Raw genomic sequence first — 19,305 nt, 5'->3', positions numbered from 1 at the left:
AGAGTTAAAGGAGCATTGAACTATTGTTAAATTAAATAATAAAATTCAAAAATCTATTTGAATTATTGAATTCAATATATAATCAAGAAAAAATTTTTGGCAAAAAAAATAGTAATTAAAAGAAATGTAATTTCTGGTGATGTAATTGATCATAAAAATACGCCCCCAATCTCCATTTAACTTTGAATTAAGCGCAATTATATTTTCTGATGGAGATCCTCAAATTCAGAAATATGAAAACGGGATTTATTGGCAGGTAATCAATATAAATAAGCATTTATTCCTGATCGAGGTACAATCATTGGGATCTGTTGATGAACCAGAATTATCTGTAACTATAAAACCTGATAATGAGCTGAGTAAAGGAGATATTGAACTTGTTAGAGATGAAGTAATCTCGATTTTCAATCTAAACTCCAACCTCAAAGATTTTTATGATTATATAAAGAATGAAAATGTATTGTCGAAGCTTATTTTAAAGCTTAAAGGTCTCAACAGCCCTACAACACCCACATTCTTTGAGGCCATTGTTACATCAATAATCGAACAGCAGATATCATTAAAGGCAGCACGTAGTATCGAAACAAAGATGGTAAAAAAATATGGAGAAAAACTAAAAATAAAACCCAAAACTTACTACTTATTTCCAACGCCTGAAACGATTTCTAAATTAAAAAAACAAGATTTAAGAGACGTAGGCTTGAGTTTCAGAAAGGCAGAATATGTAATTGGATTATCAAAGAATATTAAAGAAGGCAAAATAGATTTAAATAGTTTAAAAACTCAAGAAACTTCAGAAATTATCCAACAACTCATGAAAATACGTGGAATTGGAGTCTGGACCGCAGAACTTGCTGTAATTAGGGGATTGCATAGAATGGTTGCGCTGCCTGCTGATGATATCGGACTTAGAAGGGTTGTATCACATTATTATACAGGTGGAAAACCAATTACAAGCCATCAACTAAGAACAATTGCTAAAAATTGGGGTAACTGGAGTGGTCTTGTAGTTTTCTATTTGATAATTGCAGATTTAATGTCAATTAAAATATAATTTAGGATAGATACTTTTTTTTATAGGGATTACCATACTTTTAAATATGATTCTTATAGTTGGTGGCGCCGGATATATAGGTGCACACATTAACAAACAGCTTAATAATAATGGATATGAAACCATTGTTTTCGATAATTTGAGTTATGGCCATGAAGATTTTGTTAAATGGGGAATATTTGAACGTGGAGATCTTGGAAATATCAATGAAATACGGAAGATATTCCAAAAATATCCAATAACTGCTGTAATGCAGTTTGCTGCATTCACCTATGTTGGTGAATCAGTTGAAGACCCCCAGAAATATTATATAAACAATGTTTGCAATACTCTAAACCTAATTAAGGTAATGCTAGAATTTGATGTAAAAACACTGGTGTTTTCATCTACCTGTGCAACCTATGGAAATCCCATTGAGATTCCAATCACTGAAACTCATCCACAAAATCCTATAAGTCCATATGGATATGGAAAATTGATGGTTGAAACTATTTTATCAGATTATAGCAATGCATACAATTTAAGATATGTTTCTTTGAGATATTTCAATGCTGCAGGTGCAGATCCTGATTCTGAGATAGGTGAACTTCATAATCCTGAAACCCATCTGATACCGTTGATATTAGATGCAGCGAGTGGAAAAAGGAGTGATATTAAGATATTTGGTACAGATTATGATACTCCTGATGGTACATGTGTAAGAGATTACATACACGTGACAGATTTAGCTGATGCCCATTTAAAAGCTCTCCAATACCTCGAGAATGGAGGTAAAAGTGATTATTTTAATCTTGGAAATGGTAATGGATTTTCTGTTTTGGAAGTTATAGAAAAAGCTAGGGAAATTACAAGAAAAGAAATAAATGCAGTTGAAGATAAAAGAAGGCATGGAGATCCACCAATTCTTATTGGAAGCTCGGATAAAGTTCGCAATATATTAAAATGGGAACCAAAATACCATGATCTTTCCCAGATTGTAGAAACTGCATGGAAATGGCATAAAAAAATATCAAATAAATTTTAACTAGAATTTTTTAACTAATCTTAACTAATTTTTATTGCATAATCTTAACAAGATTAAGTCCAATAATAGTAAAAAAAGAAAAAATGAGATTATGTAAATTTTATATCAATTATTAGTATAAATAGTCAAATTGAAAGAAGTTATGGTAATTATTTCACAATTTCCGCCATATAACTCCTTAAATCTTCTCCTACCTCGGGATCTTCAAGTGCAAATTCAATTGAGCTCTTAAGCCATTCAACTGTATTTCCAATATCATATATTTTACCATCAAATACATGGCCATATATCTTCTCAAGTGATTTCATTGCATCAGTTAGTTGTATTTCTCCTCCAACACCAGGAGTTAGATTTTCTATATGATCAAATATTTCTGATGTTAAAATATATCTACCTGTAATTGCAAGATTTGAGGGAGCATCACGCAGTTTTGGCTTCTCAACTAAATCTTCTATTTCATATAAAGATTCAGAAACTTTATTTCCTTTAATTATTCCATATCTTTCTATCTTTTCATCCGGAACCTTCTCTATGGCTATTGTAGATGATCCATACTGGTTATAGATGTCCATAAGCTGCTTTGTACATGGTACACTTGATCTTCCTATAGTATCACCTAATAAAACAGCAAATGCATCACCATCAACATGTTTTTTTGCACATAAAATAGCATCTCCAAGTCCCCTCTGTTTTTTCTGTCTAACATAATAAATATCTGCCATTTCTGATATAGCTTCTATTTCATGGAGATTGTCCATTTTACCACAGTTTCTAAGGAAATATTCAAGTTCAAAAGATTTATCAAAGTGATCTTCGATTGATCTCTTTCCTTTACCAGTTACTATTAAAATATCGTCAATGCCCGAAGCAACTGCCTCTTCAACAACATACTGAATGGTTGGTTTGTTGAAGACAGGTAACATCTCCTTAGGTTGTGCTTTAGTAGCCGGTAAAAATCTCGTACCGAGCCCTGCAGCAGGTATTACAGCTTTCATATTAAATCACCACTAATTTTTGATTTAAGTTATATTAAAACATCATTATAAAGACCTATTTATTCTATATATTAATTAATTATTAAATTAAGCAGATCAATGGTATAATTTAATAGGAATGGAATATATAAAATTTTTGAGAATTAATGGTTTTGGAATAATAGAATGATTAAAAACCAAAATCTAATGGTGATCCCTACTAGAAAAGCTGGTTGTTGGAAATATTAAGGCGCAACAAAGATCTTTTTATAAAATTTGACCAGACATACTTTAAAACCACTATCATGTCTCAAATGCATTGTATTGTAATATGTATACATAAATCTTCAATTTACGGTCCAAATAAATGAATTTTTCATTTAAGATAAAATTCATGCAAATCAAATCATTATGTATCAGAAATAAAACATTGGTATCGATACTGCTTTGCGTTAACGTGCCAACTAACTTAAAACTATGATAATCTGATGTTAAATACCCTAGATTGGTATATAAAATACTCCAATATGGGATATTTAAGGAAAAATACTTATGATTTACACTGAAAAAATTTGAATAATAAAACAAAATATTGGTGAAAAAAATGAAAATGCTTATTACAGGAGGAGCAGGCTTTATAGGCTGTAACTTCGTGCATCAAATGGTTGAGAAACAAGATCACGAGATAGTAATATTTGACAAACTAACTTATGCAGCCAATCCAGATTATCTCAATGATATAAAAAGTAAAATAGAATTCATTAAAGGAGATATTGGAGACTCGGAAGCAGTTAAAAATGTGATGAAAGATTGTGATATGGTTGTGAACTTCGCTGCTGAAACACACGTAGACAGGTCAATTGAAGATCCAGGGGTATTTGTTAAAACAGATGTCATTGGTACATACAATCTTCTTGAAAATGTTAGAAAATATGATGTTGAAAAATATCTACAGATATCTACAGACGAAGTTTATGGAAGTATAGATAATGGTTCTTTCACTGAAAAAAGTAACATTGATCCTTCAAGCCCATATTCTGCAAGCAAAGCCGGAGCTGATGTACTTGTAAGTGCTTATCATAAAACATACGGCGCTCCTGTAATAATTACAAGAAGCAGTAATAACTTCGGCCCATATCAGTTTCCTGAAAAACTCATTCCCCTGTTCATATTAAATGCAATACAAAATAAGGAATTACCTGTATATGGTGATGGTAAAAATGTTCGAGATTGGATATATGCGCCCGACAACTGTGCAGGAGTTTACACCGCCCTAATGAAAGGGAAGTTAGGAGAAGTTTATAATATAGGTGGTGGAAATGAGAAAAATAATCTTGAAATTACACATATGATACTGGATACTCTTGGAAAACCAGATAACCTCATAAAGTTTGTTGAAGATCGTCTCGGTCATGACAGAAGATATTCCCTTGATTCAACTAAAATAATGAAACTTGGATGGAAACCAGAACATAAATTTGAGGATGCTATTAAACAAACCATAAACTGGTATAAGGATAATATAACTCTTTTTTCAAAGTTTTAAATTAGATTTACCTTTTTTTTAATTTTTAATTAATTAATTAGAAATAATGTTTTAAAATATTTAGAAGTTCTTTTTCATCCATATCATATATTTTCAAGGTTTTATGATGACTTTTATGTCCCGACATAATTTCAACATGATGTTGTGTGATTTTTGAAAATTCGTTAATTATTTCCTTGTTAGCTTTACCTTTCTGTGGAACTGACTTTATTTTAACTTCCAATGCTTTTCTCCATTCATTATATCCAGATATTCTAAATTTGTCAGATTTTGGTGAGACCTCTACTTCAAGAAGTATTCCATCCTTTGTAGGTGTTATAGCATCCAAACAAATCATAAAATATCTATCCTTTAATTTAAGAGATTAGTTGATAATATGGTTAAATAGTTCTTATTTTGTATCACATCTTTATTAAGTTAATATTGAGTTTTTAGAGTCCAGCTAAAACAAGGAAAACATTTAAATAGTGAGAGTTAAAGAAGTTGGTATGCTCAAATGTTTATAAATATTTGATCACGCAGGGGTGGTCGAGCGGTCAAAGGCGCTAGGTTGAGGGCCTAGTGGGGTAGCCCTTCGCGGGTTCGAATCCCGTCCCCTGCACTTAAATTATTTACTTAAAATATTTTAATATTTTTTTGAATCTATTCAGATAACAACTATTTTAAGGCTATTTTTAACAATAAAAAATATTCTTCATGTAACTAATACAAATACAATACTTTAATAAAAAATTAAACAATAATTGTAACTTTTAAAGGTTTAGATTTCTTTAAATCATCAATTAATTCGTTATTAAGATCACATGCAGCTTTATCTGCATTTATCATAAGCGTTCTGCTACATTTAAAACTACTTTTTCTTGTAACTATGTCTGTTGGATGATCTAGGGTTAACTCAGGATGTCCATAACCTTTTATCTCATCAATAGCATTTTCGGTTTCAAGACGTAAAATTATAAGAGTATCTTCATTCTTAATTGCATCTAATATTTTTTTGGGAATATCCCCCATTGATACTTTAGATTTAACCCCTATTATACAATCAGCTGTTTTTCCTATTTCAGTATCCTTTGTTACCTCTAGTGTTGTTTTATGTTTTGATGTTACATTAGGATGTCCTGTTACAATAAATGTGTATTCCATTTTTTTAACCTTCTAAACTTAATTACTACAAATTTCTTTCAATATGTGTCTTTCATAAATATTATTAATAATAAAATATGAACTGATTAAACTTATTTTAACTATCTAAATAGATAATATATCTACACTTAATTTTCATGGAGAAACAAAAATGAAATTAATTTGTGTCAATGATAATACAGCAAAATTTTCGTCTGAATTTTATGCAGAGCACGGTCTCTCAATTCTAATTGAAAATGGAGATTCTAAAGTTCTTTTTGATACTGGAAAAACTCCAGAAGTTCTGAAACATAATATGGAACAATTAAATGGTTTTAAAAATTTGAAACACGTTGTTTTAAGTCATGGCCATGAAGATCATACAGGAGGATTGTCTCAAGTTCTAAATAACAGTTCACCAAATATTTATTTACATAAAAGAGCCATTTTACCCAAATATATCATGAGAAATGATAATATGGAGTTTATTGGAATATCTAAGATCTCTTATGCCGATACAAAGGATAAAGAAAAAAAATTACAACCTAAATTGAAATTAATTTCTAAAACAATAGAAATTGAACCAAATATTTTTATATTTGCTGAAATTTCATTTTTCAATGATTTTGAAGAGTTAGACCCTTCATTTTTTATTGAGAAGAATGATAATTTCTTACACGACAACTTTGAAGATGAACTTGTTCTTGTAATAAAAACTCAAGAAGGACTTGTGATTTTATCTGGATGTGGGCATAAGGGTATTGTAAATACAGTATCTTCTGTTGCAAAATATTTTAATGAAAATGTTTACGCTGTGATTGGTGGCACACATCTAATAACTGCTAATGAAGATCGTATTGAAAGTACAATATCTGAACTTGTAAAGTTTGATCCTAAATATTTGATATTTGGTCATTGCACTGGTTTTGATGCATTGTGCAAATTTAAAAATAGATTTAAAAATAAATTTCAAATACTTGAATCGGGTAAAGAAATTATTCTACCTTAATTTTCTATATTATCCCCTTATTTTTAACTGTTTAAAACTATTAATCTCCAAATAAAAATAAAAAAATAAAGTAGGTATAAATGACAAAAAAAATTATATTAAAAGGTACTTATTGCATTATAATCCAATTAAGAGATGATACAGTTATTGAAGTTGGTAAAAAAGGTCCTATTAATTTCAAAATGGGTTATTATGTGTATGTTGGTTCGGCTCTGAACTCACTTGAAACACGTTTAAAAAGACATTTAAGCAACAAAAAAAAACTTTTTTGGCATGTAGATTATCTCTTAAACAGCTCTAGTTCTGAGATAAAGGAGATAGTCTTTGCAGTCAATGAAAATAAATGGGAGTGTATGCTTGCTTCAAAAATATCATGTCATGGTACTGAAATCCACGGTTTCGGTTGTTCTGACTGTAAATGTGATTCACATCTTTTCAGATTTGATGAAATTGAATTATCCGTAAAAACATGCCGTGATGCATTTAAAACACTTGAACTTGACCCAAAAATGTTAGATGATTTAATAAATAAAAATTGAAATTATACTATATAAATCAGATTTTACTCATTGAAATTTCCTGAAAAATTCATCAAATACCTCAACATCGATTGGTTCCGGAATAACAAAGTCATTATTCAAATTTATTGAATTTGCAAGTTTTCTGTAAATTTCTGCTTGTTTTGAATCAGGAAATTTTTCTAAAACTGTTTTTGCATCTATTTCACTTTTCTGTACAATTTCATTTCTAGGTACTACTCCAATAACCCTGCTATTAACCCTTTCAGCGAATTCTTGTACAATTTCAAGTTCATTATCAATACCTCGACAGTTACATATAATGCCGCCAAATTTACCATTTAGTTTTTTAATACCTTTACATATGTTGTTGGCTGCATAAAGGGCCATATATTCTCCAGATGTGACAATGTAAACTTCATCTGCAAAATTCTCACGCAGTGGAACTGCAAAACCTCCACATACAACATCACCTAATACATCATAGATAATTAAATCCAGATTCTCAGAAAAAATTCCCAGACGTTCGAGCAGATTCATTGCAACAATAACTCCCCTACCTGCACAACCTACTCCTGGTTCAGGCCCTCCAGATTCAACACAACTAACATCGTTATATCCCATATAAAGTATATCCTCTGTAACTGCATTTTTTTTGATTTTTAAAGTATCTAATACCGTAGGTATTCTCTCACCCACTAGTGTACGTGTTGTATCTGCTTTAGGATCGCAACCAATTACAAGTACTTCTTTATCCTTTGAATTTGCTGCTGCAATGTTCGAGACAATGGTGGATTTTCCTATTCCTCCCTTTCCATAAATTGCAATTTTTTTAGTTTTACTCATCCCCTCTCACCATTGCCCCTATGATATCCCCCCTAGTAATTATACCTATTAATTTACCTTCATTGTCAACTACTGGAAGTCTTTTAACCTTATGAGAATCCATTAACTCTGCAGCATCCGATATTGAAGCATCTGGCCCTATCTTTATGATCTTTCTAGTCATGATCTGATCTATAACAGTTGACCCTGCTTTCTCCATGTCTTCTGCAATTTCATTCAATTCATGCTTCATTCTTATAGGTAGTTCAATTAAATCTAATGGAGCGGGAAGTATGAGATTTATTTTTGGTGAGTGGACTTCAATAAGCCTCATTATATCACCTTCACTGATAACTCCAACTACCTTGTTTTCATCATCAACAACAGGAGCTCCGCTTATTTTATTTTCTCTGAAACTCTGTGCAACATCAACTATTTTATCCAGTTCATGGAATTTTATAACATCTTTCTGCATAGCATCTTCAATATTCATTAAAATCGACTCCTTTTTATTGATATTTAACATCCAAAAAATGTCTTAATACAAAGTGATATCTTTTAATAGTAAAATTTTAGTTTAAGTTTAGTTTTACTACTACTTTTAGTTTTGTTGTTTGAAATTTTATTAACAAGAAAATATGGTTCATTTTTTAATAATTAATTTTAATCTGGAAACTCCAGAAAACTAGATTCTTGAGATTAAAAATGATTCCAAAACTTTTTTTAAATTTCTTAACCCTTTTATTTTTAAAAATCTAAAAAAACTTGGTTATACGAATTATTCATCCTTTTTAAGTCTTTTATAAACGTTATCGTTTGGACGAACTTTTTCTTCAACAAAGATAGCTACATTTTGGCCTTTAGATGCTTTAAGAATATTTTCACCGTTCACTTGCATAGAACCAACTTTCAATGTGATCGAACCTGTTGTTTTACCTTGAATTATTATTTCATCCCCAACTTCAAGATCTTCCCACAATCTGATCTCTGCTGCATTAACTTTCTGATAGTAATTAACAACCATTCCTGAATCTTTTTTGATACATGTTGCTTGGTTGGAGCTACTGGTTTCATTTGGGATCTTAAAGAAAAATCCTGTATCAAATCCTCTATTGAAAACTTTTTTAAGCTCTAATTTCCATTTATGAGTTTTTATTTGCCGTTCTTCAGAGTTCCAATTTCCAGATTCATTTATATTAATTGCATCCTTGTAAACCCTTGTTACTGTGCTAACGTAATCAGCAGGTTTGGCTCTTCCTTCTATCTTAAAAGCTTCCACTCCTGCATCAATAAGTTCGGGTATGTGATCCACCATGCATAGATCCTTAGTACTTAATATATGGGTTTTTTCATTTTTAAAATCTTCAGAAGTATGTTCGTATTCGGATTTCTGTTCTTGAAAATTGGATTCGAGCTCATTACCAATTATAAATTCTTCCCCATCTTCAGAAACTATTTTCCAGTCCTTTCTGCATGGCTGAAGACATTCTCCACAATTTGCACTTTTATTGTAGAGATGAGAACTTAAAAAACATCTACCTGAAATTGCAACGCACATTGATCCGTGCACAAAGACTTCTATATCCATTTTTGTGTTATCTGCAATTTCTTTAATCTCTTTAAGGGTCATTTCCCTTGAAAGTACAACACGCGATACACCTAGTTCTTGAAGCACATTTAATGCTTCGCTGTTTGACAGATTTGCCTGTACACTCATGTGGACATTTAAATTATTTTCTCTTGCAATATTCAAAGCACCCAGATCTGATACTATCACTGCATCTACACCTGAAGATTTAATTAATGGCATTAAATTTCTCAGTTCTATTAAATCCCTTTCTTTCATGATTGTGTTGGTACATACATAGAGTTTAACTCCAGAATCATGGCATTGTTTTACAGCATATTTCAGATCTTGAATTGAAAAGTTTGACACTGTAGCTCTCATATTGTATCCTTGGATACCTATGTAAACAGAGTCTGCCCCATTTTTAATTGCAGAATTCAATGCGGTTATGTCTCCTGCAGGTGAGAGTAGTTCAACGATTTTTATCACCAGTATTAATCAATAAAAAAAAATAATGAATTTTACGGCATAAATTTAATTTAACAGCGATTTGCCTCATACTCTGCTATATCCTCAGGCAGAGAAGTTGGATATTCTCCATTAAGACATCCTACACATAAGTTGCCATTTTCTATCCCAATACACTCAATAAGAGACTCCAAACTGAGATAACCTAATGAATCAACACCTAATATTTTTCTTATCTCTTCAACTTCTTTATCCGAAGCTATGAGCTCTTTTTTTGTTGCCATTGCTATTCCATAATAACATGGAGACATAATTGGAGGACAACCCACACGCAGATGTATTTTTTTAGCACCCGCTTCTCTTAACACTTTAACAAGAGATTTTGAGGTTGTTCCCCTAACTATACTATCATCAACGAGTACTATACTTTTACCTTCAAGTTCAGACTTTATAGGATTCATTTTAAGTCTAACAGAAGTTTCACGTTCTTCCTGGGTCGGCATGATAAATGTTCTTCCAACATAACGGTTTTTAATAAGTCCTTCACCGTAACCAAGTCCTGATTCTCGAGAGTAACCAATTGCAGCAGTTATTGCAGAGTCAGGTACAGGCATTACAACATCTGCATCAGCAGGGAACTCACGTGAAAGTGCCTTTCCAATATTTAATCTAACGTTATAAACAGATCTTCCGTCCAATATGCTGTCAGGACGTGCAAAATAAACATATTCAAACATACAGTGCGCCCTTCGAGGTTTCTGATCATCAGGCAACTTATAACTTTTTAATTCTTCACCAATATGAAGTATTTCACCAGGTTCAATATCACGAACATATTTGGCTCCTACAACATCAAAAGCAACAGTTTCTGAAGCAACCAAAGTTAAATCTTCTATCTTACCCATGGAAAGAGGTTTTATACCGCTTGGATCTCTAACAACAAACAGATCATTATTTACAAGTATTACAAGAGAATAAGAACCAATAAGAATTTTTGTAACGTTTCGTATCGCCTCAACCATTTCAGAAGTTTTAGAATACTCCTCTGTTAAGAGATGACATATTACTTCAGAATCTGTTGATGATTCAAAATCATATCCCAATTTTTCCAATTCACCTTTCAGTTTCATTGAATTGATTATATCCCCATTGTGGGCAATTGCAATTGTTCCTGAATCAAATTCAGTGAAAAACGGTTGAGAATTTTCTATTTTTGATTTACCCGTAGTTGAATATCTAACATGTCCTATACCAACATGACCATCTATTCCTTCCATGTTTCCATTGTTGAAAACATCACATACCAAGCCCATTCCACGAAATGTGGATATTTCCTCGCCATTATAAGTAGATATACCTGCTGATTCTTGTCCCCTATGCTGCAAAGCATAAAGTCCATAATATATCTGGCGTGAAACATTAACAGACGGTTTACAAGAATATACCCCTACAATACCACATTTATCCCTCAATTGAAAATCTCCCTGATATTATAAGATAATAATTTCTAAGATATCTTAATAAATCATTTATAAATATTTTTAAGCTGAAAATCAGATTTATAGACATTTCTTTAATATTTATTTATTCCTTTAGCAAGTTTGGATTAAATTTTTCATCTGTGAATTCTTCTTTAAGATCTTCGATCTTAGAATCGTAAAAAATTAGAACCGCCCTTATTATCTTTAACCATTCTTTAGCATCCTCTTTAGTAGCGGCTGCTATGTAATCTTGACCTATAATTATATTTTCAGGTTTAAATTCATTAGAAATAAAATAAATTTGTTCTTTATCATTAAGTTCCTCATCAAACGATTCTTTCCAAAGTTCACTAAGTGAAAATCTTTCAAATAGCTGTTTGGACTTTATGAACTGATATTTGTTTTTAATATCAGCATGCCTATTTTTGGCATTTCTTAAATCATCTTGAACTATGTTAAGTTTATCAGACAGCTTTTCATTTGAATCTGATAATTCTTTATTTAAGGAGCTTAGATTCTGGTTTTCAATTTCCAGATCCTTTTTTTCCTTGGTTAATTCTACTAAATTCTCCCTTGATTCTACTAATTGATCCTCAAGTTCTCTGAATTTATGTATATTGGCTATTGATGTGAGACCTGTCCTGATGATGGCGTTTTTTATTTCCTTCCTTATGATTGAAGGATCCATGTACTCCACATCATGACCAAAGGGAAATTTCATACGTTCAACATGTCCCACTTGATCTTTGAGACATTTTTTGAACTTTTCTGCTAATTCCCTTCCTGGTGCATCAACATCAGTAGCAATTAATACAATATCCGCTCCCTGAACTGCCTTTTTTGCTATTTCAGGGTTGGTTGTTGGAATTATGGATGAGATGGTGATATGGTATTCAGCACCAAGGGCTATGTTCTGCATTGCCCTGGAAACTATCTCCACATCTGAAGCACCTTCCACAATTATCCTAACATCAATGGGATTTATCGCATCCATTTATGTCAACCTTAAACCGTTAAGCTTCTTATTCTGCCAGTTGTAAGTTCTGATCTTAGCAGATCTTCCGAATCCACATGCTGCGCAGTATTTTTTACGTGCGTTGTATGAGTTTTTACCACAACGCCTGCATCTAATATGGGTTTTTTTGTTACGCTTACCAAATGATGGTGTTCCTTTCATTATCTGTATCCTCCGTGATCTTAAAAATATTTCAGTCGAGTTGTAGTAGGATTAGTTATTCTATACTGGAGATATATAAACTATATTGTCCCCTCTTATGAGGACGATTCCTAACCTTTTTGATGTCTCTCCACCTTCTAATTCTTCGGCTTCGTTCAATACTAAATTCATATGCATGTCAAAACTTTTTAAAAGTCCCCTGAACTCTCTTCCACCTTTGAGTTCTATCAATACTTGGGAGTTTAATGATTTACCCAATACATCTAAGGGTCTTGAAGTATTCAAATTCTTCTGTACAGTCACAATATCACCTTTCCTATAACTTCATTGTTGGTTCAGTTTATATTTAAATGTATCCGTTTTTAAATAATATAATATTAATATTGCTATTAATGTTTGAATTAAAGATTAAAAAAGATTACCTAGAGTAAGGTGTGTTGTAAATTGAAGATAAGGAAAAGATACCATCTTAAAAAGAAAATGCTTAAAGAAGTAAAAATAACGCTTGGGGAGTATTCAACCATATTAAAACCCAAAAGCAAAGTTGAGATCATTGAAACAGATATGGATGACATCATATTGATAGATGGAAATCCCATGATCATGATGATAGATGGAGAACCTTTCCCAACACTCAAGGGTGCTTTGGAACTTGATATCAAGTCAAGGTACGTTGTGGTAGATATGGGAGCTGTTAAATTTGTTATAAAGGGGGCAGATATTATGTCTCCCGGAATTACAGATGCAGATCCAAATATAAAAGAAGGAGACTTGGTTATTATAATAGAAGAAACACACAGAAAACCTCTTGCAACTGGTAGAAGTATTATATCTGGTCCTGAAATGGTTGAAAATACCTCTGGCAAAGCCGTGAAAAGTATACACCATATAGGAGATGAAATATGGGATTTAACAATTTAAAACCCAGATTTTCCATAATCTTTTATTGTACATGATTTAAATAAAAAAAAATTTTGAGGTGTTAAAATAGCAGAACTAAGGTACGAATCAGGAAACGTAAAATCCCCATATGTTCACAGGGTGGGGATTCTTGCAATAGGATCTCATCTTGAAAATCATGGCGCTGCCCTTCCCATCGATACAGACTCCAAAATAGCCTCTTATATTGCACTCCAGGCTTCATTAATCACAGGTGCTAAGTTCCTAGGTGTTCTATACGCTGCCACAGAATATCCATTCATTGATCATGGAAAGCATTTAGAACCAGAGGTATTGGTGGAAAAACAACTTATACCAACACTTAAATCCGCAAAAAAATGTCTTGATCTGGATTGGGTTGTTCTCGTAAATGGTCATGGCGGTAACAATCCAGTTAAAGAATTTATTGAAACTATTCAAGAAAAATCACAGCTTAAAATTGTTTTCAATAACAAGATCGTTGAAATTGAAGGTCCACATGCAGGAACTGGTGAAATTTCTATTGCAGCCCTTCTAGGATTTTTAAATGCATCAAAACTTGATGAACACTGTGAATTCGATAAATATCCTGAAGTGGGAATGGTTGGCCTAGAAGAAGCTAGAAAAATAGATAGTGGTATTGATAAAGGTGCCCGAGAGGTTGAAAATTTAGGTGTATGTGTTGATATGAATCTAGGTGAATCAATGCTTGAAACTGCAATAGTGGATGTAATCCATGATATTGAAAAAATTGTGGGAGACAAATAAAGTATTCCCCATATTAAATTAATTTTCTATCTTTTTAATCAATTGATTACATTCATTAATCAATTTAACCTTATTAAAAGAATTTGAAATTCTTCTAACCGACTCAAGAGCTCTTATTACTGAATCCAACCATGAGAATATATCACCAGCATATGCATGTATTCCATAATCCTTTAAAAGTTTTTTACTGATATCGGCAGGATCATACTTCAACATTCTATACTTCAACATCTTCGTTGACAATTCTTCCTGGAAACAGTTGCAAAAAGGCCTGTCCTTGCATCTGCAAGACATAAATTCCATTTGTAAATTGATTAACAATTCCTGAAATTTAGGTTCAAGCTTTGAAATTGCATCTCCCGAACTCAGTATATCCAGTGTTGAGTCTGCAAATAACCTTGAAGATATATTTGCTTTTAATGCCTGTGCAAGTTTTTGGCTAACACGTGAAGATAAATAAGCATTTTCAAACGGTTGTAAACCCATTGCAATATCGAGTGGCCTAGTAGGCTTTGCAGATGTTATGCTTTTTTTGATATAATCTGCATCGTTGTAATTCAAAAAGGACATTGAAACTGCACATCCATATTTAGTAGGTAGTATACTGCCCTTTTTTTCCACTGCCAATCCATATTCCAATAACAGATTACAAGTCTGATCTATATCCATTGGAATATCCTCATTTTTGTACGATATTTTGAGAGTGTTAATGTTTCTTGCAGTTCCAGAACATAGATCAGAAAGAACTTGTTCCACAACCGCATCTTCTGTGTAATGGACATTTATAGGTTCAACATCACTTTCTAATAGTGCAACTGCACGCATATCCTCTGTTTCATCATCATACTTCAATCCTATCTCAGGGATCAGATAAACTTTACCCAAGTCGTGATAAGATGGCCTACCTGCTCTACCAAGCATCTGTGAAAACTCATTAGGTGTTAACCATTTATTTCCCATGGTTAATGTTTCAAATATAACCTGAGATGCTGGAAAATCAACCCCTGCAGCAAGTGCGGCCGTTGTCACCACAGTTGACATTTCTTGCTTCAAAAAATCCTTTTCAATTCTATTTTTCTTGGCATAAGATAATCCTGCATGATATGCTGCCGCTTTAACCCCTCTTTTTACCAGATAATCTGATATTGAATGTGTTTTTCTCCGGGAATTTGTGAATATAATGGTCTGACCCTTAAACCCCTTTGCAGATATATTCTTGTATTCCTGTCTTGCAAGTTTTGACATGAGATCCTCCTTATCATGCTCAGATCTTGCGAAGATAAGGTGCCTCTCAAGCGGTACAGGACGCCTATCATATTCAACCAGTTTCATTTTGAATTCATCTGCTATTTCACGCTGATTTTTAATTGTTGCAGACAATCCTATTATTTGCAAATCTGGAAAAAGTGTCTGTAACCTTTTAATCAAACCCTTTAATCTAGGTCCCCTTTCCTCATCATCAAGCATATGTATTTCGTCAACAACAACTGTGCCAAGTTTTCCAAGTTCAGATGATTTTCCTGATCTCAAAAGGAAATCAAGACCTTCATAGGTTCCCACTACAATTTCTGCATCATTAACACGCTCATCATGTATTGAAAGTTCTTCTTTAGCATTTATCCTGCTCATTCCTACCCTTATGGATACTTTCAGGCCGAGTTTTTTGTATTTCTTCTTAAAATCCCTGTATTTCTGGTTTGCAAGTGCCACAAGAGGTGTTAGGAATATAAATTTTTCACCATTCATTGCCTTTGGTACTCCTGCAAGCTCCCCAATCAAAGTTTTTCCACTGGCTGTTGCAGATACAACCAGGAGATTTTCACCTTCAAGAAGTCCATTATCCAAGGTAAGCGCCTGAACTGGTAATAAATATTTTCCATGACCTTTTAATATTTTTTTAAGCTCTGTAGGTATTTTAAGGTCGTCCATATTCACCTTAGGAATATCTTTATTATCTCCTGTGCTGATTCTATCGTACAGTGTTAAATTAGGATTTTTTACTGGGTTAAATCTTGGATCGAACATGGTTAAAACCAATTTAAGATCACCAGTTTCATCCAAGATTCTTTTGAAATTCTTAAATGTACTCATGTCAAAAGAACGGGATTTCATTTCTCTTTTAATCTCTTCTTCGGCACATTTTCTACATATGTACTCGTTATGATAATGATATGAAGAATCTCTTCGTATTAATGTTATAAAACCTTCAAAAGTGCAGTGTCTACACATAAGAGTTCTTTTAAATGGTATATCCAGAGAATCTAACATTTCCTCGGTTTCAGGATCCTCCCCAATAATATAGACATTCTGTTTTCTTAAAATTTTAATTGCTTCGCTAGGTGGAAGTAGTGTTTCATTTTCAGAATCCTTTTTTACAATGAATTTATATGGTCTTACCTTATCTCCTGTTCTTTTGAGCTTTAGATAACCATAGAATAAAGGCTGTCTCCTGGTGTTAATAGCACCTTTGGCACTGCCAATTGGAAACATTTCCAATATCTTCTTGTTTTTCCTTAAAATTATCATCTTTTTATCTGTATCCCTATATATTCTTTAAATAAAATTAGTTTAGAACTAATATGATCAATCAAATAAAAGTCTTTAGTTAAAAAATGAAAAAAAATATTGATAAATTTAAGGATGGAATTAATCCCGATTTATTCCTTATTTATTCATAAAACATTATCTTCGGTTTCATTTCCCATTTTTATTAACTCAACTGCCTGATCCCTTAATTTAAACTTTTGAATCTTACCACTTGCAGTGAGTGGGAACTCATCTACGAAGAAAATATGTTTAGGTACCTTGTAACGTGCAATTTTGTTTACAGCATAATCTCTGATATCTTCTGCAGTTAACTGTGCCTCCTTTTCTTTTATTACAAATGCACCAATGATTTCCCCATACTTTTCATCGGGTATGCCCACTACTTGTACATCCATTACCCCATCAATTGTGTGAATGAACTCCTCTATTTCACGAGGGTATATGTTTTCCCCACCTCTGATGATCATGTCTTTGATCCGTCCAACAATAGAGTAATATCCTTCATCGTCGCAAGTGGCCAGATCTCCACTGTGAAGCCATCCATCTTCATCAATAACTTCTTTAGTTTTTTCTGGCATTTTGTAGTATCCTTTCATTACATTGTAACCTTTACAACATATTTCACCCGTCATGTTTGGTCTAAGTGTTTCACCTGTTTCAGGGTCTACAATTTTAACCTCACAGTTGGGCAGTGGTTTTCCCACTGTTTCCACACGTTTCTCCAGAGGATCATCTACACTGGTCTGAGTAAAACCAGGTGAACCTTCTGTTAGTCCGTAAACACTAGTTATCTGTGTCATATTCATATCTTTAACAACTTTCTTCATTGCTTCGATTGGACATGGTGAACCTGCCATGATCCCTGTACGCAGTGAAGAAAGGTCAAACATATCGAACATTGGGTGGCTGAATTCTGCAATAAACATGGTTGGTACTCCATACAGGGCTGTGCATTTTTCCTTTTGCACTGCGGCAAGTACCATTAACGGGTCAAAGAGTTCAATCATTACCACAGTAGCCCCATGGGTTATTATAGCCATGACTGCTAATACAATACCAAAACAATGGAATAATGGCACCGTGATACATAATCTGTCTTCTCCTTTGAATTTTTGTCTTTCACCAATATAATATCCATTGTTGAGGATATTTCTGTGGGTCAACATTACACCCTTAGGGAATCCAGTGGTACCCGAAGTGTACTGCATATTCACTGCATCGTTATTGCTCACTGTTTTTTTAACCTTTAGAAGTTCAGAATCATCTGTATGCTTACCCAAAAGCATTAATTCATTTGTGTTATACATACCTCTATGTTTTTCCTGGCCGATATAGATTACATGTTCTAAAAATGGAAATTTTTTGCTTTTAAGACTTCCTCTCTCCTGAGTTTTGAGTTCTGGAACTAATTCGTTCATAATATTAATGTAATCAACATCCTGATATCCATCTATAATTGCCAGAGCTTTCATATCCGACTGTTCAAGTACATATTCAAGTTCATGACCTTTGTATGCTGTGTTAACAGTAACAAGAACAACTCCTATCTTGGCTGTTGCAAACATAAAAGTGAGCCAGTCTGGCACGTTTTTAGCCCATATGCCTACATGATCTCCTTTAGTTATGCCTAATGACAAAAGGCCCTTGGCAAACATGTTGACACGTTCATCAAAATCCTTATATGTAAATCTAAGATCCCTATCAGGATAAATTATAAAATCTCTATCAGGATGATTTTTAACCTCTTTTTCAAACAGATCGCCAATGGTATCTTCTGTAAAAAGCATGTCTCCAACCCCCAAATCATTAATAATTATTGTAAATATCTGATTTATTTATTATCATCAAATATTTTACATGCATCTTCTATCATCAAATGTTCATTTAACTGTGACCTGATCGAATCTGGGATAGGTACACTTTTTTTCTCTATAAAATCGAAATGTACTAACACTGCTTCTCCCTTGACCCTGAGCTTTCCATTTTGCCAGGCTTCGTGTCCCATTGTAAATGAACTATTTCCTATTTTTAGGATGTATGTCCTTATCTCCACATCTTCCCCATAATACATTTCACTTAGAAAATCGAATTCTGTTCTCACCATTATGAGTTTCCAGTTCTCGTAGCTCAGATCCAAATCGGGTGTAAACATTCTGAATATTGGATTTCTGGCTTGTTCAAACCATATTGCAAGTACTGTATTATTAACATGACGAAGTCCATCAATATCACCAAATCTTGGTGTAACAACTGTCTTATACATTTAAAGCCTCTTAAATATTTTATTATTTTTATATTTCTGTTAAA

20 protein-coding genes and 1 tRNA gene are annotated in these 19,305 nt (G+C 32.8%); 8 read left to right on the top strand and 13 right to left on the bottom strand.

Features of this window, described 5'->3' with window-relative positions; all coding sequences use genetic code 11:
- Nucleotides 1–145: 145 nt before the first annotated feature.
- Nucleotides 146–1,054 (top strand): DNA-3-methyladenine glycosylase family protein, encoded by a 909-nt coding sequence (locus K8N75_RS06580; RefSeq protein WP_223791290.1) that lies wholly within the window; start codon nt 146–148, stop codon nt 1,052–1,054.
- A 46-nt stretch (nt 1,055–1,100) separates the two neighbouring features.
- Complete coding sequence (gene galE / locus K8N75_RS06575) at nt 1,101–2,078, top strand: UDP-glucose 4-epimerase GalE (protein WP_223791289.1); 978 nt, start codon at nt 1,101–1,103, stop codon at nt 2,076–2,078.
- A 149-nt stretch (nt 2,079–2,227) separates the two neighbouring features.
- Here the strand turns inward: galE and galU are convergent, their stop codons facing one another.
- Nucleotides 2,228–3,073, bottom strand: coding sequence for a UTP--glucose-1-phosphate uridylyltransferase GalU (gene galU, locus K8N75_RS06570; RefSeq protein ID WP_223791288.1), 846 nt, complete (start codon nt 3,071–3,073; stop codon nt 2,228–2,230).
- A gap of 583 nt (nt 3,074–3,656) precedes the next feature.
- Here galU and rfbB point away from each other — a divergent pair.
- Nucleotides 3,657–4,598 carry a dTDP-glucose 4,6-dehydratase gene (rfbB, locus tag K8N75_RS06565; protein ID WP_223791287.1) on the top strand — a complete coding sequence of 314 codons (942 nt, stop codon included), beginning with the start codon at nt 3,657–3,659 and terminating at the stop codon, nt 4,596–4,598.
- 37 nt (nt 4,599–4,635) lie between these two features.
- Here rfbB and K8N75_RS06560 read toward each other — a convergent pair whose 3' ends face one another.
- Nucleotides 4,636–4,935 carry a DUF167 family protein gene (locus K8N75_RS06560; RefSeq protein WP_223791286.1) on the bottom strand — a complete coding sequence of 100 codons (300 nt, stop codon included), beginning with the start codon at nt 4,933–4,935 and terminating at the stop codon, nt 4,636–4,638.
- A 181-nt stretch (nt 4,936–5,116) separates the two neighbouring features.
- On the opposite strand from K8N75_RS06560, the gene K8N75_RS06555 reads away from it, so the two are divergent.
- Nucleotides 5,117–5,199 (top strand) — tRNA-Leu (locus K8N75_RS06555).
- A gap of 131 nt (nt 5,200–5,330) precedes the next feature.
- Here K8N75_RS06555 and K8N75_RS06550 read toward each other — a convergent pair.
- The gene (locus K8N75_RS06550) at nt 5,331–5,741 is read right to left on the bottom strand and encodes a DUF371 domain-containing protein (RefSeq protein ID WP_223791285.1); all 411 of its coding nucleotides are present in this window, start codon (nt 5,739–5,741) and stop codon (nt 5,331–5,333) included.
- Nucleotides 5,742–5,892: 151 nt separating this feature from the next.
- Here K8N75_RS06550 and K8N75_RS06545 point away from each other — a divergent pair, with 151 nt between their 5' ends.
- Nucleotides 5,893–6,729 carry an MBL fold metallo-hydrolase gene (locus K8N75_RS06545; RefSeq protein WP_223791284.1) on the top strand — a complete coding sequence of 279 codons (837 nt, stop codon included), beginning with the start codon at nt 5,893–5,895 and terminating at the stop codon, nt 6,727–6,729.
- Between the two features lie 80 nt (nt 6,730–6,809).
- Complete coding sequence (locus tag K8N75_RS06540) at nt 6,810–7,268, top strand: GIY-YIG nuclease family protein (RefSeq protein ID WP_223791283.1); 459 nt, start codon at nt 6,810–6,812, stop codon at nt 7,266–7,268.
- A gap of 27 nt (nt 7,269–7,295) precedes the next feature.
- Here K8N75_RS06540 and cfbC read toward each other — a convergent pair whose 3' ends face one another.
- The 7 genes from cfbC to K8N75_RS06505 form a co-directional block, all read right to left on the bottom strand.
- Nucleotides 7,296–8,093: a Ni-sirohydrochlorin a,c-diamide reductive cyclase ATP-dependent reductase subunit gene (gene cfbC / locus K8N75_RS06535; RefSeq protein WP_223791282.1), complete on the bottom strand. Its 798-nt coding sequence runs from the start codon at nt 8,091–8,093 to the stop codon at nt 7,296–7,298.
- Nucleotides 8,086–8,565: a CBS domain-containing protein gene (locus tag K8N75_RS06530; protein ID WP_048190010.1), complete on the bottom strand. Its 480-nt coding sequence runs from the start codon at nt 8,563–8,565 to the stop codon at nt 8,086–8,088. Before K8N75_RS06530 ends, cfbC begins: the two co-directional genes overlap by 8 nt.
- 285 nt (nt 8,566–8,850) lie before the next feature.
- Complete coding sequence (locus K8N75_RS06525; RefSeq protein WP_338038033.1) at nt 8,851–10,128, bottom strand: U32 family peptidase; 1,278 nt, start codon at nt 10,126–10,128, stop codon at nt 8,851–8,853.
- Nucleotides 10,129–10,178: 50 nt separating this feature from the next.
- On the bottom strand, nt 10,179–11,579 hold the full coding sequence (gene purF, locus K8N75_RS06520) for an amidophosphoribosyltransferase (protein ID WP_223791281.1): 1,401 nt from the start codon (nt 11,577–11,579) through the stop codon (nt 10,179–10,181).
- Between the two features lie 112 nt (nt 11,580–11,691).
- A complete protein-coding gene (locus tag K8N75_RS06515; RefSeq protein ID WP_223791280.1) occupies nt 11,692–12,582 on the bottom strand; it encodes a toprim domain-containing protein in 891 nt (296 codons plus the stop codon).
- Entirely contained in the window at nt 12,583–12,765 is a 183-nt protein-coding gene (locus tag K8N75_RS06510) for a 50S ribosomal protein L37e (protein WP_048190007.1), read from the bottom strand.
- A 60-nt stretch (nt 12,766–12,825) separates the two neighbouring features.
- Nucleotides 12,826–13,068: an LSm family protein gene (locus K8N75_RS06505; protein WP_156095884.1), complete on the bottom strand. Its 243-nt coding sequence runs from the start codon at nt 13,066–13,068 to the stop codon at nt 12,826–12,828.
- Between the two features lie 141 nt (nt 13,069–13,209).
- Between K8N75_RS06505 and K8N75_RS06500 the strand changes: the two genes are divergently transcribed.
- Nucleotides 13,210–13,686, top strand: a complete 477-nt coding sequence (locus K8N75_RS06500; protein ID WP_223791279.1) for a DUF1947 domain-containing protein — start codon at nt 13,210–13,212, stop codon at nt 13,684–13,686.
- A gap of 66 nt (nt 13,687–13,752) precedes the next feature.
- On the top strand, nt 13,753–14,451 hold the full coding sequence (arfB, locus tag K8N75_RS06495; RefSeq protein WP_223791481.1) for a 2-amino-5-formylamino-6-ribosylaminopyrimidin-4(3H)-one 5'-monophosphate deformylase: 699 nt from the start codon (nt 13,753–13,755) through the stop codon (nt 14,449–14,451).
- Between the two features lie 18 nt (nt 14,452–14,469).
- Here arfB and K8N75_RS06490 read toward each other — a convergent pair whose 3' ends face one another.
- The 3 genes from K8N75_RS06490 to K8N75_RS06480 form a co-directional block, all read right to left on the bottom strand.
- Nucleotides 14,470–16,977 carry a DUF5814 domain-containing protein gene (locus K8N75_RS06490; protein ID WP_223791278.1) on the bottom strand — a complete coding sequence of 836 codons (2,508 nt, stop codon included), beginning with the start codon at nt 16,975–16,977 and terminating at the stop codon, nt 14,470–14,472.
- 146 nt (nt 16,978–17,123) lie between these two features.
- Nucleotides 17,124–18,785, bottom strand: a complete 1,662-nt coding sequence (locus K8N75_RS06485) for an AMP-binding protein (RefSeq protein ID WP_223791277.1) — start codon at nt 18,783–18,785, stop codon at nt 17,124–17,126.
- Between the two features lie 44 nt (nt 18,786–18,829).
- Nucleotides 18,830–19,261 carry an acyl-CoA thioesterase gene (locus tag K8N75_RS06480; RefSeq protein ID WP_223791276.1) on the bottom strand — a complete coding sequence of 144 codons (432 nt, stop codon included), beginning with the start codon at nt 19,259–19,261 and terminating at the stop codon, nt 18,830–18,832.
- Nucleotides 19,262–19,305 lie beyond the last annotated feature (44 nt).

This window comes from Methanobacterium spitsbergense, assembly GCF_019931065.1.
Classification (GTDB): domain Archaea; phylum Methanobacteriota; class Methanobacteria; order Methanobacteriales; family Methanobacteriaceae; genus Methanobacterium_B; species Methanobacterium_B spitsbergense.
The sequence above is the reverse complement of the archived record's forward strand: the minus strand, read 5'-3'. Positions and strand labels throughout refer to the sequence as shown.